This window comes from Pedobacter africanus (genome assembly GCF_900176535.1).
In the GTDB taxonomy this organism is placed as follows: domain Bacteria; phylum Bacteroidota; class Bacteroidia; order Sphingobacteriales; family Sphingobacteriaceae; genus Pedobacter; species Pedobacter africanus.
Genome location: NZ_FWXT01000005.1, coordinates 218365 through 243160, shown reverse-complemented (window position 1 = coordinate 243160; position 24796 = coordinate 218365). Strand labels below are relative to the sequence as shown.

Genomic DNA, 24796 nt, shown 5'->3' with positions numbered 1-24796 from the left:
GTTTGCATGAAAAGATTGCTGAAAATAAAGCTGCTCCTGCTGTGTGTACCTGCAATTTTAGTTGCCCAGCAGCCTAAAAACTCGGGAACTGCAATGCAATGGTGGAATGAAGCCAAATTTGGGATGTTTGTTCATTGGGGCTTATATTCGGTTGCTGCGGGCGACTGGAAAGGTAAACCATCAAGGGGCAATGAACATTTTATGCTGTACGAGCGTATTCCTTTAAAAGAATACGCTGCAATAGCGGATGATTTTCATCCGGTTAAATTTGATGCAGATGCCTGGGCAAAGGCCGCAAAAGATGCGGGGATGAAATACCTGGTATTTACCACCAAACATCACGATGGTTATGCCATGTATGGGTCAAAAGTCAGTGATTATAACATTGTCGGCACAACAAGATGGGCCAGGGATCCGCTTAAGGAACTCGCCGCGGCCTGTAAAAAATATAATTTGAAATTAGGCTTGTATTATTCGCTGGGCCGCGACTGGGAGGATCCCGATGTGCCTACCAACTGGCCGGAAAAGGGCGGACGTAGCAATACCTGGGATTATCCGGACGAGGATGCAAAAGACTTTTCCAAATATTTTGAGCGTAAAGTAAAACCGCAGATCACTGAATTGCTGACCGGATATGGACCTGTTGCCGTGATGTGGTTCGACACGCCTGAGCAGATCATTTCTAAAGCACAGAGTGCAGATCTGGAGGTACTGATCAGGAAGTTGCAACCTGGCTGCATCATCAACAGCAGGATTGGTAACGGGCTGGGCGATTACCTCGTGTCGGAACAGCAGATTTCCGCGGCAAAAATGTCTAAACCCTGGGAAGCATGTATTACCATGAGCGGTAAATGGAGCTATAACCGGCACGATAATGCATGGAAGTCGCCCGAGCTGATGGTTCGCCAACTGGTAGAGATTGTGAGTAAAGGTGGCAATCTGTTGTTAAATGTTAGTCCGGATGGTGAAGGGGCATTGCTGGATAAGACCAAAGAGCGTATGAACGAGATTGGCAAATGGATGAAGGTGAACCATGAGGCCATCTACGGTACCCGTCCATGGCTCATCACTAATGAAAACAGTGTTGCAGAAGACCTGGGTAAGGCCGGTGAAATAGCGCTCAAAAGTACAATGAAGGATACGGACAATGACAATACTTCGAAGCAGATTAATCCGGATGTATATTTTACGACTAAAGCCAATACCGTCTATGTGTTTGCGAGGAGTTGGAAAGCTGCAGATATCAATGTAAAATCCCTGGCAGCGGACCGGTATAAAATAAAGAAAGTGTCTCTTTTAGGGACTTCGGCAAAGATAAAGTGGAAGCAAACTGAAAAGGCCCTGCATATGGATCTTCCTGCATCATTGCCCGCTACTGTACCGGTTTACGTATTTAAAATAATCCTATGATAAAGAGGGCAATAGCACTGATTGTATTTACAGTTTTCCTTGTATGTCAGAGTTTGACCGTTACGGCACAGACGGAGAAGGGGATAAACTGGCCGAAGTTCCTTTCTGGTTGTGACCTCATTGCTGATAACTTAAGTGACAGCTGGAACGAAGGGCTTTTTACAGGAAATGGATTGCTGGGTACAATGATCTACCGCGAGGGGAACGCTTTGCGCATAGATGTTGGCAGAAGCGATGTTCGCGACCATCAGCAGGGCAATATGCCCATACTGTTTACAAAGGCACGGCTGCCGATAGGTCATTTTCTTTTGAAGCCCATGGGCCGAATTGAGAAGGTAAGCGCAAGACTGGATTTATGGAATGCGGAAATAAAGGGCATAATTTATACTGACAAGGGTACTATTGAATTCAGGAACCTTACCTTGTCTGAGACAGACCTGATTTATTGCAGCGTTGTTTACACCGGCGAGGAAAGCGGATTTACCTGGCAGTGGGTACCCGATGAATCCGTAAGTACAAGAACAAAATACGCGCACATTAAAGTGCCTGAACAGTATAAGGGCAACCCCAATGGTAAGCAAGGTAAAAAGGGGGAAGTTGAATTTTATAAGCAGGCCATGAACGCAGGAGGCGGCTATACCACTGCCTGGAAACGCCTGACTTCAAGTTCAGGGGCAGATTTTGTCATGACAGTGGCCTATGCCAAATCGGGGAATCGGTATAACGATGAGGCTGTTCAAACCCTCAGGGCTTTTGACCGGACTGAAATCGACAAACAGATTCGGAAGCATAAAGTATGGTGGCATAACTATTATCCGCAGAGCTTTTTAACATTGAACGATTCGCGGATGCAATCCTTTTATTGGCTCCAGCAGTATAAAATTGCTTCAGCAACCAGGGCGGGGAAGCCTGCATTGGATTTAATGGGACCCTGGTTTAAGCAGACCCCCTGGCCGGCGTATTGGTTTAACCTGAATTTGCAGCTAACCTACAGTCCGCTTTACACTGCCAACCGGCTTGAAATAGCCAGTTCATTAGTACAGCTCATTGATCAGCAGCAGGGCAATCTCATTAAAAATGTTCCGGAGGAGTACCAGTATAATTCTGCCGGACTGTCAAGAGCCGGAGGTGCAGACCTTGTCTCCCCCATAAAACTTGTGGCAGGTTCAACTGCCACGATCTCTAATGGGGAAGCAGAACTCAGTAATTTAACCTGGATATTGTATTATTACTGGCAGCACTACAGGTATAGCATGGATCAGGCATTATTAAAAAAGATCTATCCGCTGTTAAAGAGAAGTATCAATTATCCGCTGCACCTGCTAAAAAAAGAAGGCGATGGCAAATGGCATTTTAGTGTTAAAACGCATTCTCCTGAATATCCTGTTGGAAGGGGAAGCGATACCAACTATGATATTGCCTTGCTGAACTGGGGATGCAAAACCCTGCTCAGTATCAACCAGGAATTGAAATTGAATGATCCTTTGGCCCCCAAATGGAGAGAGGTGCTGAATAACCTGGTGCCTTACCCGAGGGATGAAAACGGCTTTCGTATTGCCGCTGATGTGCCGTTTAACCAATCTCACCGGCATTATTCGCATTTGTTGATGATTTATCCTTTGTATCTTGTAAACTGGGACCAGCAGAATAACCGTGATCTCATTAGTAAATCACTTGCACATTGGCATAGCTTTCCTTCAGCCCTGCAAGGGTATTCTTTTACAGGCGGGGCATCAATATATGCCATGATGGGTAAGGGCGGGGCAGCAAGAGATTATTTGAATCAGCTGCTGGATAAATTTGTGCTGCCCAATACCATGTACCTCGAAAGCGGACCGGTGATTGAAACGCCTTTGGCTGCCGCTGCCAGCATACAGGAACTTTACCTTCAATATTTTGACAATACAGCAAGGATATTTCCAGCTGTACCATCCGACTGGGCCAATGCTGCATTTCAGAACCTGCGTACCGAGGGCGCGTTTTTATTGAGCGCAGTACGTAAGGAAGGTAAAACCCGTTGGGTCAGGGTTGAAAGCCTGAACGGGGGAACGCTGAATCTGAAGACGGGATTTGACCCGACCCCAAAGTTGAAGGCCCCGCCCGCTGTGAAATGCCTGGATAAAGGTAATGGCATTTGCAGTTTAACTATGCCAAAGGGCAGTTCGGCCATATTGTATGTTGATGAGCAGGATTTGAGTATAGCTGTTGAAAATGTAATTACATATAGCAACAACGACAGCAGCTTTGGGAGATTAGGTAAAAAAAAGTGATTTAATTCGATATTTAGATAAAACAAATACACATGAAACGAACCGCATTTAACTTAAAAAAACGCAGCCTTTTGTTTGGGGTGGCATTGGCAGTCACGGCCTCAGCTTCTGCATTTTTATGGCTTTCGCCAAAAACAGAGCTCATCAAGAAGGATTTTACTGTTGCTGAGCAGCAATACCGGCAGCTCTTAAAAACATCGACCGATCTGACGCAGTTTCCCCGTACCAGCAACAAAGACGGCTCTGTAAGAACAACGGATATATGGGACTGGACCCAGGGCTTTTTTGCGGGAGGGCTTTGGTACATCTATGAGTACACGAAAAACCCGGAGTGGAAAGCAGCAGCTACCAAATGGACCGAGGCTTTGGAGAAGGCGCAGTTTTTAACCCAGCATCATGACATAGGTTTTGTGATGTATTGCTCTTATGGTCATGCGATCAGGTTTGAGAAAGATCCTGCAAAGCTGGCTTTGTACCATAAAATCCTGATCCAGTCAGCAGAATCTGCCTTAACCCGTTTTGACCCGAAAGTGGGCCTGATCAAATCCTGGAATGCAAAGAAGTCATGGGACAACAAAACGATGTGGCAATACCCGGTAATTATCGACAACATGATGAACCTGGAAATGCTGTGTTATGTATCTAAACTGACAGGCAATCCGAAATACAAAGATGTAGCGGTAAGTCATGCACTGAATACCATGAAGAATCACTTCCGCGCAGACTACAGCACCTATCATGTGGTTGACTATGCACCGGATGGGAAAGTGCTCCACCAGCAGACCAACCAGGGCTTTGCCGACAATTCGACCTGGTCCAGAGGTCAGGGCTGGGCCATTTACGGCTTCACCATGATGTACAGAGAGACCAAAGACAAGCGTTTTCTGGAAGCTGCACAGAAGGCGGCGAATTTCTACCTCACCCACCCGAACCTTCCGAAAGACAAAATCCCATACTGGGACTTTAATGTGGGGCAAAAGGGGTATCATGCCGACTGGGATTATGCATCCAGAAAGCTGTCTTACATTCCGCGTGATGCATCAGCCGGGGCCTTGGTCGCTTCTGCTTTATTGGAACTGAGTACCTTCAGTAAGGATGGGTCTAAATATTTTAAACCGGCAGAGCAGATGTTGAAATCGCTATCTGGCACCGAATACCTGGCTAAGCCGGGGACCAATTCAGGCTTTATCTTAAAACATTCTGTCGGTAGCTTCCCGCATAACTCTGAAATTGATGTACCATTGGTCTATGCAGATTATTACTTTCTGGAGGCCCTGTTGAGGTATCAGAAAATCAAAGGGTAAAGAATGATTGTGTTTCAGCTGCGTTTGGGATGCGCCTGAGTTTGAGCAACGATTGAGCAAGCTTTGGTTAGGGTTTGAGTAGGCCTTTGGGTATATCAACTCCTATCCAACCCCTAACCAAGGACTAACCAAGGGTTAAGCAACCTAAAGCACATCCCAAGCGCACTTTAAACGATAGTGAATCCGGTCTGAACACAGATGGAAATTATTTTTCCTCTTTTAACGCCCTGTTCAGACTCCTTAAAGTAATGCCCAGGTACTCTGAAAGGTCTTTTTTTGTGAATTCGATCTGCTGGGCCTCTAATGCCGACAGTAAGCGGGGCAGCAATTCGGAAATAGGTTGCAATTGCTGTCTGGCTCCTTTGAGTGAAATATCAGACAGCCGAATGGCCATAAGCTCAAGTAAAATCCGGGAAAATTCAGGGATGGTTTCCAGAAAGTGCAGGAATTGCACATTGCTGATCTTATAAACGCATAGTGGGGTTAGTGCTTCTATGCTGCAAATGGTGGGCAATTTCCTGATGGCTTCTATTTCGCCCAGGGTTTCCCCTTCTCCCAGAAAGGCGAGGATATATTCCTTTCCACTTTCTTCTGTAAACAGACATTTGGCAACACCGGATTTGATGACGTATACATTCCCGTTTGCTTCGCCCTGATGGATCAGCCTGGTGCCTGCATCCAGTTTTCTTAAGATAATAGCACCCGGCACATCTGGTTTTTCGGCCAGCTGCATAATGAAGTTCAGCAATTGTTCGTTTTTTCTGATCATAACTGTATCCGGGACAAATGTCCGAAATTAAAGATAAGTTAAGCCTAATTTTGTCAGCAGATTAAAATTAACAAATCAAAAAAGCACATGAAAGTATTGGTTACAGGAAGTGCCGGACATTTGGGAGAGGCACTGGTTCGTACATTAAGAAATAGAGGCGATGAAGTGATCGGGGTCGACATTCAGGCTTCTCCTTTTACAACGCATAAAGGTTCCATAGAAAATGCAGCCTTTGTAAAAAGAATCTCCAATGGGGTTGACGTGATCTTTCATACTGCCACATTGCATAAACCCCATGTTGCCACGCATAGCGAACAGGATTTTATAGATACCAATATTACAGGTACGCTTAACCTGTTGCAGGCTGCTATTGCTAACGGCATAAAAAAGTTCATTTTTACCAGTACAACCAGTGTTTTTGGTGATGCACTTGTACCGCCGCCGGGAATGCCTGCGGCCTGGATTAACGAAGAGGTGAAAACTGTTCCGAAAAATATATATGGTGTAACCAAGACTGCTGCTGAAGACCTTGTCAGTTGTTCCATAGAAATCAGGGTTTACCGGTGATCATTTTAAGAACATCCCGGTTTTTTCCTGAAGAGGATGATGTGAAGCAGATGCAGGATGCCTATGCCGGTGACAACCTTAAGGCAAATGAGATGCTTTTCAGGCGTGTAGAACTGGAAGATGCAGTAAGTGCACATCTTCTGGCAGCAGAGCGTGCAGCGGAGATTGGTTTTGGCAGGTACATTATCAGCGCCACAAGTCCTTTTTCAAAAGAAGACCTGGCCGAGTTGAGGACGAACACTCCTGGCGTGCTGAAAAAATATTTTCCGGATTACGAAGAAATATTTGAGCGCCGCAACTGGAAGATGCTACCACAAATAGACCGGGTGTATGTTAACCAGAAAGCCCGGGAAGAGCTTGGCTGGCAGCCGAAATACGACTTCAGGTACGTGCTGGACTGTATTAAGAGAGGTAAAAGTATAAAAAGTAAACTTGCCGGTGCTGTTGGTGCCAAAGGTTACCATCCGCTGCGGTTTGCAAAAGGATTTTTGTGGTAAGAAATTAACTTTGGAATTTAAAATACTTTTATATTTTTGAATGGGCATTTGAATTGATGCCTATTTAAATTAATGCACTACAAACCAGGTCTGCACATCCTTTCTGAATTTAACGCCGGAAAACCGGAATACCTTTTCTCATTTGAGAGCTGTAAAGTTCTTTTTGACGGCTTGATTGTTAAATATAGGCTGTCAAAAGTGGGAGAGGTGTACCATAATTTTGATGGAGGAGGTTTTACAGCTGTAGTTTGCCTTACCGAATCCCATTTATCTATTCATACCTGGCCTGAATTTAAGCTGGCTACATTTGACGTGTTTTTATCCAACTATCAAAAAGATAATGAGGATAAAGTGAGGGGGATTTATGCCGAGGTATTGGCCTTTTTTGAAGCTTCGGAACGTCAGAAAACAGAATTGACCAGATAGGTATGGCAACAACAGCGCTGACATCCTTCCCTGAAAAAGAACTGGCAGAATGCCCGGAATGCCAGGCCGGAATTACCCTTTACGATCCTGCCGGAAGTGAATTCTGTACCTGTACATCCTGCAAATCCTATATCCAGTTTGTAAATGAACAACCAAAGAAAATAAAAGCCACAAAGGGACCGCTATTACCTCCTGTTATTCCACTGGGAACCCTGGGCGCGTTAAAGGATATCCCTTTTAAGGTAATTGCCTACATTGAACGGGATGAAGATAATGTAAATTACGCCTGGAGGGAGTATGTCCTGTACAATTATGAAAAAGGGTATGCCATGCTGTCTGAATATGATGGACACTGGAACCTCATTTTTGGCAAGAATTTTTTACCCGGATTGGAGAAACCGCTAGACGGAAATGACTACATCATGTATCAGGATGTGGAGTACAAATTATTTCATAAATATGCCCCCCGGACAACTTTTGTAACCGGGGAATTTGATTGGGATGTGTTGAAGGAGCAAATGAATGTACGGGAATACATCGCACCCCCTTATATCCTGATTAAAGAGCAGGCCAGGTTTGACAAAGAAAAAGACTATTACCAGGGAGAGTATCTGGAACCCAAAGTAATTGCTGCAGCATTTGGCCTGGATGTAAATCTGTTTCCCTCAAAAACTGGTGTCCTTGCTAACCAGCCTTCCAAGGCCTACCACGATTGGAAATGGTCGTTGATGGTCGGACTTTATCTGATCTTAGGTGTGATGGTTATCCAGTTTTTTATTGCCTTCTTAAAACCCGAGCAGGTTATATTTGACGAAAACCTAGAACTTACCTATACACCCGACAAAGGACTGAATGAATTTAAACCCGTTATGTCCCCTAGTTTTGAACTCCGAGATGCTGCTTCGGCATTGGACATGACCATCAGTTCAGATGTAAGTAACAGCTGGCTGGAAGCCACGGTCGTGTTGGTAAATGAAGCCACAAATCAAACCTGGGAAGTTACCAAAGGAGTGGAATACTACGAAGGAATTGAAGATGGGGAAAGATGGAGCGAAGGTGAGAAATCAGCAGAAATTGTGGTTTCAGGGATTCCCAGGGGCAAATACCATATGAACATATATCCGGCCGCCGGAAGCCCGGCGAGTAATATGATGAGCATTAAGGTTACAACCAATACCATTTTGTGGCGGAATATTTTTGTTGCTTTGGCTGTTCTTTGTCTGATTCCAGTGGTCAATCTAATCAGAATGAGCATGTTTGAAAGAAAGAGATGGGAAAATAGTGAGTATTCACCTTATCATAGTTAACATGAACTCAGGATTAAAATACTTGTATCTTATCATTGGAACAATCGTTCTGACGTACTATGCTTACGCTTCGTACTACGGGAAGGCAATATGGGAGGGACAGGTAAAGCGGAATACAGAATATACCGGGAAAAGGTTTTACGGTGGTTACGGAAACAGATTAAATCATAAATAACATTATCAATATGGGTATAGATGAACTAATTAATTACAAATACATTGTAGCCTCTGTGCTGTACTCTGTATTGGGAATTGCGATATTGGTGATCGCATTCTGGATCATAGAAAAAATTACACCTGAAAACCTGTGGAAGGAAATTGTAGATAAACAGAATATGGCACTTGCAATAGTTTGCGCTGCATTCATTATTGCAGTAGCTATTATAGTCAGCTCTTCTATTCATGGATAGCCATGCATAAAAGGTTACCCGTTCTACTGCTGACTTCTGTATTTGTTGTTGCCACCTGCGGACTCATCTATGAACTGATTGCAGGGACCCTGGCAAGTTACCTGCTGGGCGACTCCGTTACGCAATTCTCGACCATTATAGGCTTGTATCTTTTCTCTATGGGCATAGGCTCGTGGATTTCAAAGTATTTTGAGAAGGATATTCTTTTCTGGTTTATACAGATCGAGATCCTGGTGGGTCTTGTGGGAGGGACAAGTTCCAGCATTTTGTACCTTGTTTTTGAAAGTGCCGCCTCTTTCCGGATCATCCTTTACAGTCTGGTCGGCATTACCGGAATCCTGGTTGGACTGGAAATACCCCTGTTAATGCGGATATTAAAAGACCGGTATGAATTTAAGGACCTGGTGTCTAAAGTGTTTACTTTCGACTACATCGGGGCTTTACTCGCATCTATAATTTTTCCTCTGTTGCTGATCCCTTATCTGGGACTGATCAAAACTTCTTATCTCTTCGGCATGCTGAATGTGGCTATAGCATTTATTGTCTGTTTAAGTTTCAGAAAGGAGATCAAGCGTGTAATTTATCTTAAGACCTCTGCCGTAATGTGCCTCTTTGCCTTGCTTGCCGGCTTTGTGTTTGCCAATGCCATTACGAGTTATTCAGAAAGTCTGGGCTATACGGATACTATTATTTATTCTAAAAGCACCAATTATCAGCGTATTGTTTTAACCAAAAAAGGTAAGATGCTAAGGCTTTACCTGAACGGAAACCTGCAATTCAGTTCGGATGACGAATACCGGTATCACGAGGCCTTAGTACATCCCGGGCTGTCTTCCGTTCCTCATGCTAGAAAGGTACTGATTATGGGTGGTGGCGATGGACTTGCGGTGCGGGAGGTGCTTAAATATCCTGATGTGAAGGAAATTATACTGGTAGATCTGGATCCAGGAATGACAAACCTGTTTAAATCCAATAGTATGTTGCTGGAATTGAACAAATCTTCCCTGCTGTCGCCCAAAGTAAAGGTGATTAATGCCGATGCCTTTACCTGGATAAGAAACCAGCAACAGAAATATGATTTTATTATTATTGATTTTCCTGATCCTTCCAATTATTCGGTTGGAAAATTATACACCAACTCATTTTACCGCTTGGTGAGGTCAGTACTTTCAGATCGTGGGCTGATTGTGGTCCAGTCTACTTCACCCTATGTTGCCCCGAAATCTTACTGGTGTGTAAACCAGACCCTGGAGTCGGTAGGCTTTCATACCATTCCATATCACAATTACGTACCCTCTTTTGGCGATTGGGGTTACATTATGGCTACAACAGGCCGCTTCGATGTAAAACCTTCAAATTTTCCCGCTGATGTAAGATTTATTACCGTTGAGGGTATGTCGCAAATGCTGTATTTTCCTAAAGACATGAAAAGGGTTGATGCTGAGGTGAATAAACTCAATAATCAGGTATTGGTAAAGTACTTTGAAGATGAGTGGGGGGCAGTAACCTATCAATAATATGAGCAGGGGGATTGCAAGGAAAGGTTTTTTACTGCGTGCAGGACTGATAGCCGCCGGTATATTTTTAAAAGGATGTGCCGGAAAGGTAGGTGGGAGACCCGACCGATATAAACATATCACAGGTGGTCTTAAGGGACCCGATCAGAAAGCGGGACATATGCTCAGGGATAAAGTCTCATTAACAGACCCTGTATACCAGCGCGAGGTAAAAACACTGATCATAGGCGGCGGCATTTCCGGATTGTCGGCCGCACGCTGGCTAAAAAAGGCGGGATACCAGGATTTTGAGCTATTTGAGCTTGAAGGCCATATTGGGGGCAATGCCCATGCCGGGGGCAACCGGTTTTCTGCCTATCCCAGAGGAGCCCACTATGTTACTATTGCCAATAACGATGATGAATTGTTAATCGAATTTTTTAAGGAACAGGGTATCATTACTCATTTTGAGAACGGACTGCCCTTTTACAATGAGTATTACCTGTGTTTTGATCCTGAAGAACGGTTGTTGATTAACGGACAATGGCAGGAAGGTTTGATCCCTAAATTTGGCATTTCGCCGGCTGACCAGGAGCAGATAGATCTTTTCTTTAAACTGATGGAAAAATTGAAACATGAAAAGGGACGGGACGGGAAGTATGCCTTCAATATTCCGGTAAATGATGCCTCTGCAGATGAAAAGTACAGAAACCTGGATAAACTATCTTTTAAAAGCTATCTGAGTAGGGAAGGTTTTACTTCTGAATACCTTTTGTGGTACCTGAGCTATTGCTGCAAGGACGATTACGGGCAGAAAATAGAGCGGGTTTCGGCATGGGCGGGTTTAAATTATTTTGCAGGTCATAAAGGAACTTCAGCAAATTCTGACGCTGGCGCAGTGCTTACCTGGCCCGAAGGGAATGCTTTTTTGGTAGGATTGTTAAAGAAAGGTTTGGAAAAGCACATCAAAACTTCGGCTATGGTATGCGGACTTGCTACAAACTCAGGGGGCAGGGTTGAAGTCAGCGTGCTGGATTTGAATAAAAACCAGGTCTATACGATACTGGCTGAAAATGTAATTCTTGCTGCACCTCAGTTTGTGAATAAACGTTTGCTGGGACATGAAAGACTGGACAGACTCAACTATGATGCAGTAAATTATGCACCCTGGGCAGTTGCCAATATTACGATTAATAATTTTTCCTCCTCCGGGTTACAAGACTTTTCCTGGGACAATGTGCCTTACGGAATGCCTTCGGTAGGTTATGTATACGCCGGACATCAGCAGACAAAACAGGAAAGTAACACCAGAGTGATTACTTTTTACCTGCCCTTGTGTGACAGGGAGCCGAGGATTTCACGATTGGCTGCTTATGCCAGAAACTATGAGCAGTGGCTGGATATGATTATCCCTGAACTGGAATACATGCATCCTGGAATCACGTCTATGATTGCTGCAGTGGAGGTATGGATATGGGGGCATGGGATGGTGGTGCCGGCGGTAAATTATATCTGGGGTCCCGAACGTCAGAAAGCACAGCAGCCTATTGACAACAAGATTTTCTTCGCGCATACGGATCTCAGTGGTATATCCTTATTTGAAGAAGGTTTTCATCAGGGGATACGCGCAGCAAAATCATTACTTGAAGCAAAAAAATGATCAAAAACGAGAACCGTACTGCGCAACCCTGGCTAAATTCAGCATGGTCTGATAGTATTTTTATCCTATTGCCCCCATTTTTATCGCTTTTGCTGGTATGTCTTTTTCCAGAAAAGTTTAAGGTTACGCCCTTAATGCCTGTGATGTATTGGTTTTTTCTTGTTGTATTCATCGATGTGGCCCACGTTTATTCTACTTTGTACAGGACATATTTTAATCCTGAACGTTTCAGAAAGGAGTCTGGACTGCTGATCGGTATTCCGCTGGTATGTTATTTTTCTGGTGTATTGTTGTATCATATCGATGGCCTGTTGTTCTGGCGGATGCTTGCTTATTTAGCGGTGTTTCATTTTATCAGGCAACAATACGGTTTTATGCGCTTGTACTCGCGTACCGAAAGTACGAGTAGCATGATGAAAATGATAGACAGCACTGCTATATATACAGCCACAGTTTATCCGATTCTTTATTGGCATTTTGGCGAAAGCAGAAACTTTAACTGGTTTGTAGCAGATGATTTTATCCATTTTCCTTCGACAACATTGACTTCCCTATTTACCGGTCTGTACTTTATTGTTATTGTGGTTTACCTCCTGAAAGAGGTTTGGCTGTCTTTGAAATGCAGGCGAATAAATCTGCCGCGAAACCTGTTGATATTGGGGACCTTCCTTTCCTGGTACTTCGGAATTGTTTATTTTAACGGTGACATGGCCTTTACCACATTAAATGTGATCTCGCACGGCATTCCCTATATGGCGCTGATCTGGTTTTTTGAGAAGAAAAATTACGGTAAGGAAACGCGCCGGACCGGGCAGTTGCAGCGTATTACGTTTGGTAAATACGGTGTGCTGGTGTTTATGCTAACCATCCTTTTGCTGGCCTATCTGGAAGAAGGCCTATGGGATGGATTTATATGGAAAGAACATACCCATGTGTTTTCTTTGTTTTCTGCTTTGCCTCAGATTGAGGGAAACTTACTTACTTTGCTCATCCCTCTGCTGGCGCTGCCGCAGAGCACACATTATGTGCTTGACGGATTTATATGGCGAAACAAAGACAGGCATACATGATAATATATTATAAAAAGTAGGTAAAAACCTGTAAAGTTTTCAAGGCAATGCTTGTCATATTTGTCTGACCAGGTATAATTCTTCAGATATGACAACATTTAATGAAAAACAGGTTTATCTTGTAAGCAGCGGAGATTTGCGGCTATCGGCCAATCAGAACTGCTGGGCCGCCCAGGAGGAAATGGAACGGCTGTTAACACAGGCCATCGCACGCATGGGCTGGCAGGTAAAAAGGGCCCATGCCTATAATGAAGAGAAAAAACATGGTTTTATAGATTCCCAGCGCATGGGAATCGAAGTGTTTAAGAACATCAATCCTTATGCGCCATTGATTGTTGCTGAAAGCGTTTGGCAGTATACCCATCATGTGCTTGCCGGTTTAACTACCCATAAAGGACCCATTTTAACCGTTGCCAATTGGAGCGGACAATGGCCGGGGCTGGTTGGCATGCTTAATCTTAACGGCTCCCTTACCAAGGCTGGAGTCAATTACAGCAGTTTATGGAGTGAGGATTTTAGTGATGATTTTTTCATCAAGGGTTTAACAGAATGGTTTACCCGGGGTAAGGTTACTCACGATAGGAGCCATGTTAAAAATCTGGATGCGGTATCATTGCCGCCCGAAGATGAGCGCAGGGGAAGGGCATTTGGCCGTAAAATTCGTGGTAACAAAGCAATTATGGGGGTGTTTGACGAAGGCTGTATGGGGATGTTCAATGCCATTGTACCTGATGATCTGTTGCATAAAACCGGCATATTTAAGGAACGATTAAGCCAATCGGCCTTGTATGCCAGGATGAGATTGGTGACCGACAGGGAGGCAGAAGAGGTTCTGAACTGGCTGATACAAAAAGGCATGACTTTTAACTGGGGTACAGACGGGACAATCGAACTGACACCGGGGCAAACACTTGAACAATGTAAAATGTACATTGCTGCAATGCGTATTGCAGATGAATTTGGCTGTGATACTATCGGCATCCAATACCAGCAAGGCTTGAAGGACCTGACAGTAGCGAGTGACCTGGTGGAAGGACTGCTGAACAACCAGGACCGGCCACCGGTATACAATGAAGCCGGAAAGGAATTGTATGCCAATGAGGCTTTGCCACATTTCAACGAAGTGGATGAATGTGCAGGAATTGATGCGCTGTTAACCTATCACCTGTGGAAGGAACTTGGGATGCCGGGAGAAACCACGTTGCATGATATCCGCTGGGGTGCGCATTATAAAGGTGAAGGTATTGATGATTTTGTATGGTTGTTCCTGATCTCAGGAGCAGCACCTCCGGCCCATTTTATAGATGGGTATAGGGGGGCAGCCAGTGACCGGCAGCCTGCTATGTATTTCCGTTTGGGGGGAGGTAGCCTTAAAGGGATCAGTAAACCGGGAAGTTTGGTTTGGAGCCGCATTTATGTAATGGACAATGCTTTACATTGTGATCTGGGCGTGGGCGAGGCTGTATTCCTGCCAAAAGAGGAAACACAGAAGCGTTGGCAGGAGACTACCCCGCAATGGCCGATTATGCATGCTACACTTAAGGGTGTGAGCCGGGACCAGCTAATGGCGCAACACCAGGCCAATCATATACAGGTGGTGTATGCTCCAGACCAGGCCGCTGCACATAAGGCTTGCCGTATTAAGGCAGCAGCATTAGCGGAAATGGGAATTTCTGTGCATTTTTGCGGAGATGTGGACCATGAAGGAAGACAATTTGCATAAGATTATCAATGAAAGAAACCCAGCTTACCTTTTCCCCCAACGGTCATTTTCTAAACAACTTTCAATGCTTTTCATCAGATGGAAAATGGTTGGTTTATGATATCCGCAACGATGATGCCCATATCGGAAAGACTGGCAGTATTGAAATGGTAAACGCAGAAACCGCTGAAGTTAAAGTGCTTTACCGTACACAGAACCAGACCGGGTTTGGACCGGGCGTGGGCGCGGCGGCCTTTTCTCCGGTTGCAAACCGTGTCGTATTTATCCATGGTATAAGGAATGCCAGTGAAGCAAACCCTTATGGTTTTAGCCGCAGGACCGGTGTGGCAATTGATATCAATACCCCTGGCCAAGCTATTTTTATGGATGCCCGTAATGTAAATGCACCTTTTATTAGGGGGGCGCTAAGAGGTGGCACGCATGCACATTCCTGGAGTGGCGACGGACAATGGTTGAGTTTTACTTACAACGATGATGTTGTTGCAAAGCTTGGAGAATTAAGTCCGGAAATTCAGGATCTCAGGACTGTTGGTGTAATGTTCCCTCGTAAGGTACAAGTTAGTGCTGATGAAGATGGGGAACATAACAACGGTGAAATGTATTCGATCATTGTTACAGACGTAAAAGAAAAACCGGCCCCAGGAAGTGACGAAATTGATAAGGCTTTTGACGAATGCTGGGTGGGGAACCAGGGTTACTTGAAAACCAATGGCAATTGGCAGAAAAAGGCTGTTGCTTTTCAGGGAAATATCAAGACTAAAAAAGGAGAAACAAAGACTGAAGTTTTTATCGTTGATTTGCCTGACGAGCTGCCCGAAACCCTGCCCGAGGGGCAATGGCCAGGAATGACAGCATGCCGGTTGCCCGTGCCGGACGGCGTCACTCAAAAACGACTCACCTATACGGAAAAAGGCGTTATTGGTCCGCGCCATTGGCTGCGCTCCAGTCCAGATGGAGCGCAGATCGCTTTTCTTTCAAAAGATGCAGCAGGCTTTATCAACATTTTTACTGTTTCTCCCAATGGCGGCGAGGTAAGGCAACTTAGTTTTCATTCATTTGATATCCAAAGCGGCATTAATTTTAGTCCGGATGGAAGGTGGGTAGCATATATCGCTAAAAATGCAGTGAATATTACTGAAATTGAAACAGGAAGCTCAGAGCAGCTAACGGATTCATCATTGGAAGCTGAAAAACCTGTTGGAACTGTAAACTGGTCTCCAGACGGGAAGCTACTGGCTTATAACCGTTATGTAAACAATTACCTGCAGGTTTTTTTAGGGCGCCTCTGAGCGTACGAAATTATAATCCACGCTTTGTCCGTTCCCGGAGATAACAGCTTTTATATTTTTGCCATTGCGCTGGTAACTTATTTTTTTAGGAAAATCATGCTTCGGGTTCTCGCACGTAAAGCTGTTAGCGCTTAGTGCTGTCAGTTTAAAGTAAACAGGCTGTTTTTCGTCGCCAGCAATCACGGCGCAGTAAATGTCGTTGTCCTTTTCAACAAACGACATATCTTCTACAAAGATGGTTTCTTTTCCCTTCAGCGTTACCCCTTTGCCCGTCAGTTTTAAATCGGAAACTTTAGCCCAGGTCTCGTAGCCGGACTGCCCTGCCTTGGCGTTGGTTCTGATCCATTTTCCCACCAACCACTCCAGCTTTTTAAATTTCTCTTTGTTGCTTTCCTGGGCGTAGCTGGTGTGTACCAGTAAAAATAGTGCCGTAACCAGCAGTAGAGTTCTTGTTTTCATGTTGCTTTTTTCTGCCAAAGATAATTTTCCTGACGGCCTTGGTATTGTACAAAGCCGACCTTACTCTTTGTTGAGAAAAAAATTGGCCATATTTTTCTCTTCAAAAAAATAGGAAGAAGGATCTTCGCCGGTGAAGGCTTTGAAATTACGGATAAAATGAGATTGATCGTAATATCCGGACTGGTAAACGATTTCTGCCCAATTGCTTTTTTTTGATTTGATGAGCTGAAAAATATAATTAAACCGGATGATACGGGCGTAGTATTTTGGAGACAGTCCGATATACTTTTTAAACAGTCGTTCCAGCTGACGTTCTCCAACTCCTGCCGCGGCAGACATTTCGGCTACGGTCACCATCCCGTTCGAGCTAAAGATAAGGTTAAGCGGGCCTTTAAGCGGGTTCTCTGATGCAGCTTTATTGAGCGCAGTAAAATAATTGTCCAAAACCTGTTTAACCTGTTTTTCCTGTTTATTCCTGCCGATATCGCCGAATGCGAGTATGAGTTCTTTTAATTGCCTGAGCTCCGGATTGCTGAAGGAATCCAGATCGACAATTTTATCAAGGTACTGGTCCATGCTCAAACCGAATAGCTGTGTTAAAGCCGCAGGCTTCAACTTAATGGCAACAGAACCTGTGCGCCCGGTATTCTGAAGAAAGAAATAGGTTCTGAGTTGCCCTGCCAGTAAATTCGGCGATTGCAGCTTCCAATCGTGTCCGTTGGTTTTAGCACTGTAAACGTCCCTGTAATTAAAAATGAGCTCGGTAAACCCATCCGGAATGATCTTCTCGATGTTTGGTTCAGGATCATCATTATACATCATCCAGTAACATTCGATGAGCTGGTCTAAATCGGGTTGAGGGGCAATTCTGGTGAAATTCATTTTTAAATTTTGAAATTATAAGATAGACATTTGGGTTCGAATGTTAAAATTATTGAAGCAATGGCCAATTTAAGCGCATTTTTAAGCCCTTATAAAGCCTATTTTAGAGGTCCGGTTCTATATCCGGATTTTCGGGCATGACAATAAACAAATCACTTACATGGATAACGCTCCTGTTCCTGGCTTCTGCTGCTGGTGCACAAACTAAAAATATTTATCATAAGGGCTGGGTAGACTTTAATAAGAACGGCAAAAAAGATGTTTTTGAAGATCCTTCTAAAGCTATTGATATAAGGGTAAAGGATCTGCTGAGCCAGATGAACCTGGATGAGAAAACCTGTCAGACTGCTACCCTGTATGGTTATGGCCGGGTGTTAAAAGATGAAATGCCAACAGCGGAATGGAAAACGAAGATATGGAAAGATGGGATCGCAAATATAGACGAGGAGCTGAACAGCCTGCCTTACAATAAAAAAGCGGTAACCCAATACTCATACCCTTTCAGCAAACACGCCAACGCTATCAATACTGTACAAAAGTGGTTTGTTGAGGAAACGCGGCTCGGCATCCCTGTAGACTTCAGCAATGAAGGCATCCATGGGCTGTGCCATGATCGGGCGACGCCTTTTCCTGCTCCGGTTAACATTGGCAGTACCTGGAACAGAGACCTGGTTTACCGGGCTGGAAGTATAGTGGGGCGTGAAGCAAAAGCATTAGGCTATACCAATATTTACGCTCCCATACTTGATGTAGCACGCGATCAGCGCTGGGGTAGGGTGGTGGAGTGTTATGCAGAAGACCCTTACTTAATTGCCGAACTGGGTAAACAGATGACCCTGGGGATTCAGGACCAGGGGGTAGCTGCCACTTTAAAACACTATGCCGTTTATAGCGTGCCCAAAGGCGGGCGCGACGGGCAGGCGCGTACCGACCCGCATGTGGCGCCAAGGGAAATGCACGAAATGTTTCTTTATCCTTTCAAAAGGGTGATCAGGGAAGCAAAACCAATGGGGGTGATGAGCAGCTATAACGACTGGAACGGTGAGCCTGTAACCGGCAGCTATTATTTCCTGACAGAACTTTTGCGCAAACAGTTCGGGTTTGAGGGCTACGTGGTTTCAGACAGTGAGGCTGTAGAATTTCTATCTGGAAAGCACCATGTGGCGGAGAACTACAAGCAGGCTGTAAAACAGACCATAGAAGCCGGACTAAATGTGCGCACCCATTTTACGCAGCCGGAGAACTTTATACTCCCATTAAGGGAGTTGGTTAAGGAAGGTTCGGTATCCATGAAAACCCTTGACGAGCGAGTAGCTGATGTGCTGCGTGTCAAATTTCGATTGGGGTTGTTTGACGATCCTTATGTAAAAGACCCAGCCGCTTCCGATAAAAAGGTACATACCCCGGTTGATGAAGAATTGGCGGTACGACTGAACAGGGAATCGATGGTATTGCTGAAAAACGATAAAAATCTGTTGCCCTTAAATGTGAAAAACTACAGAAATATCCTGGTAACGGGGCCGCTGGCAACAGAAGTGAATTACACTACCAGCAGATACGGGCCATCCAATAACCCTATAATTTCGGTTCTTGAGGGGATTAAAACTTTTGTGGGTAAAGCAGCAAAAATAGATTATTCAAAAGGCTGTGAGGTGATCGACGCAAAATGGCCTGAAAGCGAGATCATTCCTACGGAACTGACCAGCGAGGAACAAAACCAGATCAACCAGGCGGTGGCAGTGGCAAAGACATCAGACGTTGTTATTGCAGTTGTGGGGGAAACGGATGAGCAGGTAGGAGAGAGCAAATCGCGGACGGGCCTGAATTTGCCAGGCAGACAGTTGCAGCTTTTGCAGGCTTTATATGCTACCGGAAAGCCGGTGGTACTGGTGCTGATCAATGGCAGGCCTTTAACCATCAACTGGGAAAACAGGTTTTTGCCGGCTATTCTGCAGGCCGGTTTCCCCGGGCCATCTTCCGGTAAAGTAGTAGCCGAAACCTTGTTTGGAGAGAACAATCCAGGCGGCAAATTAACGATGACCTATCCAAAATCCATCGGGCAGATTGAATTGAACTTTCCATTTAAACCTGGCTCACAGGCAGGTCAGGGTAAAAACGATGACCCGAATGGCAATGGTAAGACCAGGGTACTTGGTGCACTCTATCCCTTTGGATATGGGTTAAGCTATACTACTTTCGAATTGAGTAATCTTGATCTGAGTGCCACCGAAATCAACAATCAGGCAGATGTCCAGATTAGCGTTACAGTAAAAAACACCGGAACCCGCAAAGGCGACGAAGTGGTACAATTGTACCTGAAAGATATGGTCAGCAGTGTAACTACCTACGAGTCGGTATTAAGGGGCTTTGAAAGAGTAAGTCTGGCTCCAGGGGAAAGCAAAACCCTTAAGTTTACTTTGCACCCGGATGATCTGGCCATCCTCGATAAAAATATGAACTGGACCGTTGAACCAGGAAAGTTTCAGGTCATGATCGGGACATCCTCAGAAGACATTAAACTAAAAAAGGAATTTACCGTGCTTAAATAAGCATCACATTTTCAAACAAAAATTACCTTCTCAGAGGGAGCATCATGCGCTTTTGGCGCCTTAAAAATCAGCTCACGAAGAGAACGGTTATTTTTATTTCTGAGGAGCTGCCGCCGCTGCTTCCGCTTTGGCTTTTTTCTTGAAGAAACCGCGAAGCAGGAAATTGTGCTGCAGCGCTTCCATATTCTCATCCAGTTTCTGGCTGCTGGTTTCCAGGTTCTTCATGATGCCTTTTATTCTATCGGCAGTCTGTTGGTCATTGATCAGCAAGCCTACAGCATTATCTGTCTGGTTAAACTTGGCAGTTGCCTTGTTCAGGTTTTCGGTCATGGCAGATGCAGAAGCTGCTGTCTTTTGAAGTTCATTTACCGATTGCTGTAATTTTGCAAACACAGCAGTATCTGTCATCAGCTTATCTGCCAGTCCGCCTTTGGTATTTAAGGTTTTGGTAAAAGTATTCATTTCGGCTGCCATCCTGTTTGCTGATTCGGTTGTGGTTTTCAGGTTCTCAACAATGGCTTTAAAATTGTTGGCAATCTTTTCATCAGCCAGCAGTGCACCAGCCGTTCCTTTGCCTTCAACCAGGTTTTTTGCCAGCACTTTAAAGTCGGAAGTTACATCTACCAGATTTTTGTTATTTACCTGGAATGTTTTCATGATATCATCTGTAGAAAGCGTATTGGCAACTTGTAACTGGTCCCCATCTTCAACGAAAGGAAATTTAGGGCTACCACCGCTGATCACAACAATCTTGTTCCCGATTAATCCGTCTGAGCTGATACTTGCCGAAGCATTTTTATGAATGTATTTATGGGCGTCCTCTTCAATGTTCATAAATACCTGGACCTGTGAGATGCCGTAAAACTGGATCTTCTTGATCGTTCCGATTTTTACGCCTGAGAACCAAACATTGTTCCCGGCTTTGAGTCCTTGAATATCACTAAAAACAGCATTTACGGTGAAGCTTTTTACAAACGCTTTTCTCTGGCTTCCTAAAGTGAAAACCCCTAAAACGAATATGACCAGACCAAGCAGTATAAAAACTCCTACTGTTATCTGTTTACGGTTGTCTGTTACTTGCATATCTTTTACTGGATAAAATTATAATCGTAAAAAGGTTTAACCCTTTCGTCGCTTGTGTTAAAAACTTCTTCAAATGTTCCAATACGCTGGAACTGTCCGTCTAACAGCATGGCCACCCGGTTGCCAACTGCTTTTGCACAGGTAAGGTCGTGTGTAATAACAATAGAACTGGTATGGAAACGCTCCTGAACCTCGTTGATCAGGCTGTTTATTTCCAGACAGGTAATAGGGTCCAGTCCGGCCGTAGGTTCGTCGTAAAGCATAATTTCTGGTCGCAGGATCAAAGTACGGGCAATCCCGATCCTTTTTCTTTGTCCGCCAGACAATTCGGAGGGCATCTGGTTAATGGTTTGTAGCAGACCTACCGCATCCAGCATTTCTTCAACGGCCAGGTTCACTTCCGATTTGGTAAGTTTTCGCTGGTTCCTTACCAATGGAAATTCCAGGTTCTGCCTTACGGTCATACTGTCGTACAAAGCACTGTTCTGAAAGGAGAAGCCTACTTTTAAGCGTAGAGCAAGCAGTTCTTTATAAGAAATCTGGTCCACATAGCGGTCGAGTACTTTAACCATGCCCTCATCGGGGGTAAGCAAGCCAACAATGATCTTAATCAGTACGGACTTTCCGGTTCCCGATTTGCCAAGCACAACCAGGTTCTCTCCTTTGTACAGATCGAGGTCTACACCCTTTAACACATGATAGTTACCAAAAGATTTATTTAATCCTTTGATCTCTATGACCTTTTCGTTGTGATGAAATGTTGCTGTTTTTCCCATAAGATCAACCCCTGAATAAACCAAAAAACTGAACGGAAACAACCTCTTCAATAAAAATAAGGAACATGGCAATTACTACTGCAGAATTGGCGGCCTTACCTACGCCTTCAGTTCCTTTGGATGAGTTATAGCCCTGGTAACAGCCAACCATACCAATGGTAAAGCCAAAAAGTATGGCCTTGATGGTAGATGCAGTAATATCGAGGAAGGTAATCTGTTCTAAGGAGGACTGAAAGAAAGCCTTTGCGCTTGTACCTTCGCTGAGCGAAACGTTCAGCAAAGCACCCAGCATGCCTACCATTGCCGTATAAAAGGTGAGGATAGGGATGGTGATGGTGGCAGCAAGTACACGTGTGGATACCAGGAACTTAAAAGGGTTGGTGGCCGAAACTTCCATCGCATCTATTTGCTCGGTAACCCGCATGGAACCCAGTTCGGCCCCGATGCTGGAACCCACTTTACCTGCAGCAATCAGGCCCGTAAGCAAAGGGGCCAGTGTTCTGAGCAGCGCGATCCCAACCAGGGAAGGGAGCCATGAAGTTGCTCCGAATTCTGATAAAGAAGGCCGCGATTGCTTGGTAAATACAATTCCGGTAATGAAACCTGTTGTTGAAATCAATAAAGCGGAGCGGTAGCCTATTTCATAACATTGGCGAAACAGTTCTTTTGCCTCGTATGGAGGAAGAAAACCCTCTTTAAAAAAACGGGCTATGAATTTATAAACGTCATATAAGGTTAAAAACATCCGGGCCAATTTGCCCGGTCCTTTAGCTACTTCTTTATTCTCCATGCAATAAGCTCTTGCTTTAAGCCTTACCATCAAACGCTAAGCCAGAATTTTGTAAAGTTAATTTTTGCGGGAGAAAATGAATGTAATTTTATAATTGAGTTTGTTGTTTTTTATTTATTTAGAATGATTATAAAAAGTTTATAAGTTTGTATAAGAACGGAGTAATATGAAAGAACCATTAAGTGAAGAAGTGTTAATGCACATAGCCAGCCAGCTAAGCAAGCCTGAGGGGGCAGACGGACTTGTAACGGCCGAACGCATGGCACATACCAATAACAATATGACCCTTGCGGCAATTGGGGCACTGGCTTTAGCAGAACGGGATGTGGTGCTGGAAATTGGCCCGGGTAATGGCAGTCATGTAAGTCAGCTGATGAGCAAAGCTGCTGATTTGCGTTATTATGGAGCAGATATCTCTGCTACCATGGTTGCTGAGGCGGCTGCCATAAATAAAAAACTGCTGGATACAGGAAAAGTTAGTTTTGAGCTTACTGAAGCCGATAAGTTGAATTTTGGCACTGGTTTTTTTGACAAGATCTTTACTGTAAACACACTTTATTTCTGGGAAGAACCAATGTTGTATGCTGGGGAAGTACTTAGGGTACTAAAAGCTGGAGGTATATTTTGCCTTGCCATTGCTACGGAAGAATTCATGAAAGAGCTGCCTTTTACCAAATACCGGTTTAAACTGTATAATGCCGCTGCAGCTGAAAACCTTTTGCTGGGGGCGGGTTTCTCTATTCTTAACATCAGCGAGCAAAAAGATCTTACCAGCAGCCATACAGGAGAGGTGGTTAACAGGGACATTATTGTGATTACGGCTACAAAGCATTAACGCACAACAGTTAGGCTGGTTAAAAAAAATCAAAAAATCTTTCAGTTGATTTGGAATAAATCTAAATAATAATCACCTTTGTCTCCGTCAAGATTTATCAATGCAAAATTTAACCATTCAGTCATCAGTCGATTTTGTTGAGGTGTTTAGCACTAAAGCTGGTGCTATTTATCAGTCTGACGCAGAGAATTGCTGGTATGTAGACTTTGCCGGCAAGCTGGCCCGTTTTGATTACCGCAACATTCTGAAATTGAAAAAGGCGGTTTATCAAATTGATATTGAAGACCTGCTGCTAAACAATACCAAATCTCCTGATGTAGAGATCCTCTTTATCTGTGCTTGTGATCACTGCTACGTTTTGTCGCTGATGCAGATCATTGAACTAAAGGAGTTGCTGCAGGGTACATTTGTAATGCTTGAACTGAACCATATCATTCAGGACCGCTTGCACCGTATTGTCATCTAAATCTAAGCAGACGTAACTGGACTTAGATTCTTTCCATATTAACCTTATTTTCACTATTTTAAATCCTTAGCCCTATTTTTGTGTTAGAAAATAATACGATTAATATATAGGATTATGAAAGACATCATGCGTGTTAAGTGTTTAATCTCCTCAGATGTAGAAGCACTTATTAACCAGCAAATAAAAAAAGAAGCACATTCATCTGCCATTTACCTTTCTATGGCTTCATGGTGCAACCGTAATGGTTATGATTTTTCTGCAGATTACTTTTTTAAACAGGCAGAAGAAGAAAGAATGCACCAGTTGAAATTCTTTAAATATGTACTCGATATGGGCGGAAATGCAATTTCTCCTGAAATCACAAATGTTAAAGCTGAGTACAATTCTTTCCGCGAGGTTTTTGAAGAAGCCCTTGAGCAGGAGATCAGTGTAACCCAATCCATCAAAAATATAGCGGCCCGTTGCCACAAAGAGCAGGATTTTGTAACACTCGAATTCTTAAACTGGTTCTTTAAAGAGCAAAGAGAAGAGGAATATAAAGCCAGAAGGGCAGTTGAGCTGTTTGACGTGATTGGTGAAGAGGGAACTGGCAGGTGGCAAATAGACAAGCACGTAGGCCAAATCAGCTACAGCGAAGCGTAAACAATATTGTTCCCGGTTCTCCGGTGTTAAGGTTAAGGTACATACTCATGCAACAGGCAAAACAGTATGTACCTTTTTTTGTTTAACACTTATTAAACAGGCCATGTCAAAGAAAA

Annotated in this window: 23 protein-coding genes; 17 read left to right on the top strand and 6 right to left on the bottom strand. The window is 44.1% G+C overall.

Annotated features, from left to right (window positions below):
• Positions 1-6 precede the first annotated feature (6 nt).
• Genes B9A91_RS23080 through B9A91_RS23070 form a run of 3 tightly spaced genes read left to right on the top strand, consistent with a single transcriptional unit; the run spans position 7 to position 4984 of the window.
• Positions 7-1410 carry an alpha-L-fucosidase gene (locus tag B9A91_RS23080; protein ID WP_084241427.1) on the top strand — a complete coding sequence of 468 codons (1404 nt, stop codon included), beginning with the start codon at positions 7-9 and terminating at the stop codon, positions 1408-1410.
• On the top strand, positions 1407-3680 hold the full coding sequence (locus tag B9A91_RS23075) for a glycosyl hydrolase family 95 catalytic domain-containing protein (RefSeq protein WP_084241426.1): 2274 nt from the start codon (positions 1407-1409) through the stop codon (positions 3678-3680). Before B9A91_RS23080 ends, B9A91_RS23075 begins: the two co-directional genes overlap by 4 nt.
• 32 nt (positions 3681-3712) lie before the next feature.
• A complete protein-coding gene (locus B9A91_RS23070; RefSeq protein WP_084241425.1) occupies positions 3713-4984 on the top strand; it encodes a glycoside hydrolase family 88 protein in 1272 nt (423 codons plus the stop codon).
• Between the two features lie 205 nt (positions 4985-5189).
• Here B9A91_RS23070 and B9A91_RS23065 read toward each other — a convergent pair whose 3' ends face one another.
• Positions 5190-5753 carry a Crp/Fnr family transcriptional regulator gene (locus B9A91_RS23065; RefSeq protein ID WP_084241424.1) on the bottom strand — a complete coding sequence of 188 codons (564 nt, stop codon included), beginning with the start codon at positions 5751-5753 and terminating at the stop codon, positions 5190-5192.
• Between the two features lie 87 nt (positions 5754-5840).
• Between B9A91_RS23065 and B9A91_RS24305 the strand changes: the two genes are divergently transcribed.
• The 10 genes from B9A91_RS24305 (at position 5841) to B9A91_RS23020 (ending at position 16198) form a co-directional block, all read left to right on the top strand.
• Positions 5841-6320, top strand: coding sequence for an NAD-dependent epimerase/dehydratase family protein (locus B9A91_RS24305; protein ID WP_200815721.1), 480 nt, complete (start codon positions 5841-5843; stop codon positions 6318-6320).
• Positions 6317-6817, top strand: a complete 501-nt coding sequence (locus B9A91_RS24300; RefSeq protein WP_200815720.1) for an NAD(P)-dependent oxidoreductase — start codon at positions 6317-6319, stop codon at positions 6815-6817. The genes B9A91_RS24305 and B9A91_RS24300 overlap by 4 nt, the downstream gene beginning before the upstream one ends.
• 72 nt (positions 6818-6889) lie before the next feature.
• Positions 6890-7243: an S-adenosylmethionine decarboxylase family protein gene (locus B9A91_RS23055; RefSeq protein ID WP_084241423.1), complete on the top strand. Its 354-nt coding sequence runs from the start codon at positions 6890-6892 to the stop codon at positions 7241-7243.
• A 2-nt stretch (positions 7244-7245) separates the two neighbouring features.
• Positions 7246-8550, top strand: coding sequence for a DUF4178 domain-containing protein (locus B9A91_RS23050; RefSeq protein WP_084241422.1), 1305 nt, complete (start codon positions 7246-7248; stop codon positions 8548-8550).
• A 185-nt stretch (positions 8551-8735) separates the two neighbouring features.
• Positions 8736-8960 (top strand): DUF350 domain-containing protein, encoded by a 225-nt coding sequence (locus B9A91_RS23045; protein WP_084241421.1) that lies wholly within the window; start codon positions 8736-8738, stop codon positions 8958-8960.
• 2 nt (positions 8961-8962) lie between these two features.
• A complete protein-coding gene (locus B9A91_RS23040; RefSeq protein ID WP_084241420.1) occupies positions 8963-10477 on the top strand; it encodes a polyamine aminopropyltransferase in 1515 nt (504 codons plus the stop codon).
• Position 10478: 1 nt separating this feature from the next.
• Positions 10479-12116, top strand: a complete 1638-nt coding sequence (locus tag B9A91_RS23035; protein WP_084241419.1) for an NAD(P)-binding protein — start codon at positions 10479-10481, stop codon at positions 12114-12116.
• The gene (locus B9A91_RS23030; RefSeq protein ID WP_084241418.1) at positions 12113-13186 is read left to right on the top strand and encodes a hypothetical protein; all 1074 of its coding nucleotides are present in this window, start codon (positions 12113-12115) and stop codon (positions 13184-13186) included. The genes B9A91_RS23035 and B9A91_RS23030 overlap by 4 nt, the downstream gene beginning before the upstream one ends.
• Positions 13187-13274: 88 nt before the next feature.
• The gene (locus B9A91_RS23025) at positions 13275-14909 is read left to right on the top strand and encodes a fucose isomerase (protein WP_084241417.1); all 1635 of its coding nucleotides are present in this window, start codon (positions 13275-13277) and stop codon (positions 14907-14909) included.
• 8 nt (positions 14910-14917) lie between these two features.
• Entirely contained in the window at positions 14918-16198 is a 1281-nt protein-coding gene (locus B9A91_RS23020) for a DUF3748 domain-containing protein (protein ID WP_084241416.1), read from the top strand.
• Here the strand turns inward: B9A91_RS23020 and B9A91_RS23015 are convergent.
• Positions 16184-16657: a DUF6265 family protein gene (locus B9A91_RS23015; RefSeq protein ID WP_144009026.1), complete on the bottom strand. Its 474-nt coding sequence runs from the start codon at positions 16655-16657 to the stop codon at positions 16184-16186. The two genes, B9A91_RS23020 and B9A91_RS23015, sit on opposite strands and share 15 nt — an antisense overlap.
• A gap of 60 nt (positions 16658-16717) precedes the next feature.
• Positions 16718-17539, bottom strand: a complete 822-nt coding sequence (locus B9A91_RS23010) for a helix-turn-helix domain-containing protein (RefSeq protein ID WP_084241414.1) — start codon at positions 17537-17539, stop codon at positions 16718-16720.
• Positions 17540-17676: 137 nt separating this feature from the next.
• Here B9A91_RS23010 and B9A91_RS23005 point away from each other — a divergent pair, with 137 nt between their 5' ends.
• Entirely contained in the window at positions 17677-20088 is a 2412-nt protein-coding gene (locus B9A91_RS23005) for a glycoside hydrolase family 3 N-terminal domain-containing protein (RefSeq protein ID WP_084241413.1), read from the top strand.
• Between the two features lie 93 nt (positions 20089-20181).
• Here B9A91_RS23005 and B9A91_RS23000 read toward each other — a convergent pair whose 3' ends face one another.
• From B9A91_RS23000 to B9A91_RS22990, 3 genes are read right to left on the bottom strand one after another with little or no spacing between them, the layout of a single operon-like run.
• Positions 20182-21171 carry an MlaD family protein gene (locus tag B9A91_RS23000; protein WP_084241412.1) on the bottom strand — a complete coding sequence of 330 codons (990 nt, stop codon included), beginning with the start codon at positions 21169-21171 and terminating at the stop codon, positions 20182-20184.
• Between the two features lie 5 nt (positions 21172-21176).
• Positions 21177-21947 (bottom strand): ABC transporter ATP-binding protein, encoded by a 771-nt coding sequence (locus B9A91_RS22995; protein ID WP_084241411.1) that lies wholly within the window; start codon positions 21945-21947, stop codon positions 21177-21179.
• Between the two features lie 4 nt (positions 21948-21951).
• Positions 21952-22737, bottom strand: coding sequence for an MlaE family ABC transporter permease (locus B9A91_RS22990; protein ID WP_084241496.1), 786 nt, complete (start codon positions 22735-22737; stop codon positions 21952-21954).
• Between the two features lie 166 nt (positions 22738-22903).
• Between B9A91_RS22990 and B9A91_RS22985 the strand changes: the two genes are divergently transcribed.
• From B9A91_RS22985 to B9A91_RS22975, 3 genes are all read left to right on the top strand, one after another.
• On the top strand, positions 22904-23572 hold the full coding sequence (locus tag B9A91_RS22985) for a class I SAM-dependent methyltransferase (protein ID WP_084241410.1): 669 nt from the start codon (positions 22904-22906) through the stop codon (positions 23570-23572).
• 100 nt (positions 23573-23672) lie between these two features.
• The gene (locus B9A91_RS22980) at positions 23673-24038 is read left to right on the top strand and encodes a hypothetical protein (RefSeq protein WP_084241409.1); all 366 of its coding nucleotides are present in this window, start codon (positions 23673-23675) and stop codon (positions 24036-24038) included.
• Between the two features lie 114 nt (positions 24039-24152).
• The gene (locus tag B9A91_RS22975; protein ID WP_084241408.1) at positions 24153-24680 is read left to right on the top strand and encodes a ferritin; all 528 of its coding nucleotides are present in this window, start codon (positions 24153-24155) and stop codon (positions 24678-24680) included.
• The last annotated feature ends 116 nt before the right edge of the window (positions 24681-24796 follow it).

Bases quoted from the DNA above. Each gene is read 5' to 3' on its own strand.
- B9A91_RS23070 (WP_084241425.1), top strand. From the start codon at position 3,713: ATGAAACGAACCGCATTTAACTTAAAAAAACGCAGCCTTTTGTTTGGG.
- B9A91_RS22980 (WP_084241409.1), top strand. From the start codon at position 23,673: ATGCAAAATTTAACCATTCAGTCATCAGTCGATTTTGTTGAGGTGTTT.
- B9A91_RS23030 (WP_084241418.1), top strand. From the start codon at position 12,113: ATGATCAAAAACGAGAACCGTACTGCGCAACCCTGGCTAAATTCAGCA.
- B9A91_RS23080 (WP_084241427.1), top strand. From the start codon at position 7: ATGAAAAGATTGCTGAAAATAAAGCTGCTCCTGCTGTGTGTACCTGCA.
- B9A91_RS22975 (WP_084241408.1), top strand. From the start codon at position 24,153: ATGAAAGACATCATGCGTGTTAAGTGTTTAATCTCCTCAGATGTAGAA.
- B9A91_RS23035 (WP_084241419.1), top strand. From the start codon at position 10,479: ATGAGCAGGGGGATTGCAAGGAAAGGTTTTTTACTGCGTGCAGGACTG.
- B9A91_RS23050 (WP_084241422.1), top strand. From the start codon at position 7,246: ATGGCAACAACAGCGCTGACATCCTTCCCTGAAAAAGAACTGGCAGAA.
- B9A91_RS23015 (WP_144009026.1), bottom strand. From the start codon at position 16,657: ATGAAAACAAGAACTCTACTGCTGGTTACGGCACTATTTTTACTGGTA.
- B9A91_RS23040 (WP_084241420.1), top strand. From the start codon at position 8,963: ATGCATAAAAGGTTACCCGTTCTACTGCTGACTTCTGTATTTGTTGTT.
- B9A91_RS23045 (WP_084241421.1), top strand. From the start codon at position 8,736: ATGGGTATAGATGAACTAATTAATTACAAATACATTGTAGCCTCTGTG.
- B9A91_RS22985 (WP_084241410.1), top strand. From the start codon at position 22,904: ATGAAAGAACCATTAAGTGAAGAAGTGTTAATGCACATAGCCAGCCAG.
- B9A91_RS23025 (WP_084241417.1), top strand. From the start codon at position 13,275: ATGACAACATTTAATGAAAAACAGGTTTATCTTGTAAGCAGCGGAGAT.
- B9A91_RS22990 (WP_084241496.1), bottom strand. From the start codon at position 22,737: ATGGAGAATAAAGAAGTAGCTAAAGGACCGGGCAAATTGGCCCGGATG.
- B9A91_RS23065 (WP_084241424.1), bottom strand. From the start codon at position 5,753: ATGATCAGAAAAAACGAACAATTGCTGAACTTCATTATGCAGCTGGCC.
- B9A91_RS23010 (WP_084241414.1), bottom strand. From the start codon at position 17,539: ATGAATTTCACCAGAATTGCCCCTCAACCCGATTTAGACCAGCTCATC.
- B9A91_RS23055 (WP_084241423.1), top strand. From the start codon at position 6,890: ATGCACTACAAACCAGGTCTGCACATCCTTTCTGAATTTAACGCCGGA.
- B9A91_RS24305 (WP_200815721.1), top strand. From the start codon at position 5,841: ATGAAAGTATTGGTTACAGGAAGTGCCGGACATTTGGGAGAGGCACTG.
- B9A91_RS23020 (WP_084241416.1), top strand. From the start codon at position 14,918: ATGAAAGAAACCCAGCTTACCTTTTCCCCCAACGGTCATTTTCTAAAC.
- B9A91_RS23005 (WP_084241413.1), top strand. From the start codon at position 17,677: ATGACAATAAACAAATCACTTACATGGATAACGCTCCTGTTCCTGGCT.
- B9A91_RS23000 (WP_084241412.1), bottom strand. From the start codon at position 21,171: ATGCAAGTAACAGACAACCGTAAACAGATAACAGTAGGAGTTTTTATA.
- B9A91_RS22995 (WP_084241411.1), bottom strand. From the start codon at position 21,947: ATGGGAAAAACAGCAACATTTCATCACAACGAAAAGGTCATAGAGATC.
- B9A91_RS23075 (WP_084241426.1), top strand. From the start codon at position 1,407: ATGATAAAGAGGGCAATAGCACTGATTGTATTTACAGTTTTCCTTGTA.